Raw genomic sequence first — 260 nt, 5'->3', positions numbered from 1 at the left:
CTCGATAAAGTGGAGGCGGGCGAGGAGGTCGTCATCACCCGCCATGGCCGTGCCGTCGCCCATATCCGCCCCGCCTCTCGTCCGAAGCAGCCATTGCGGCTGGATGAACTTGCCGCCTTCCGCGCCACCATGCCGCATCTCCGGCGACGGAGCGCCGATTTGCTGCGTGAGGCGCGGGACGAAGGCCGGTGAGGCGAGCGCGGGGCATGCTCTATTTCGATACCAGCTTTCTCGTCCCGCTCATCCTGCCCGAGGCGACC

General features: G+C 67.3%; 1 protein-coding gene. It reads left to right on the top strand.

The annotated features are described in order from the left end of the window. The coding region (locus V5F77_RS29345) for a type II toxin-antitoxin system Phd/YefM family antitoxin (RefSeq protein WP_429008545.1) at positions 1 to 192 on the top strand (192 nt) is incomplete at its 5' end. Positions 193 to 260: the final 68 nt, after the last annotated feature.

This window comes from Roseixanthobacter psychrophilus, from assembly GCF_043195195.1.
In the GTDB taxonomy this organism is placed as follows: Bacteria; Pseudomonadota; Alphaproteobacteria; order Rhizobiales; family Xanthobacteraceae; genus NCEH01.
The sequence above is the reverse complement of the archived record's forward strand: the minus strand, read 5'-3'. Positions and strand labels throughout refer to the sequence as shown.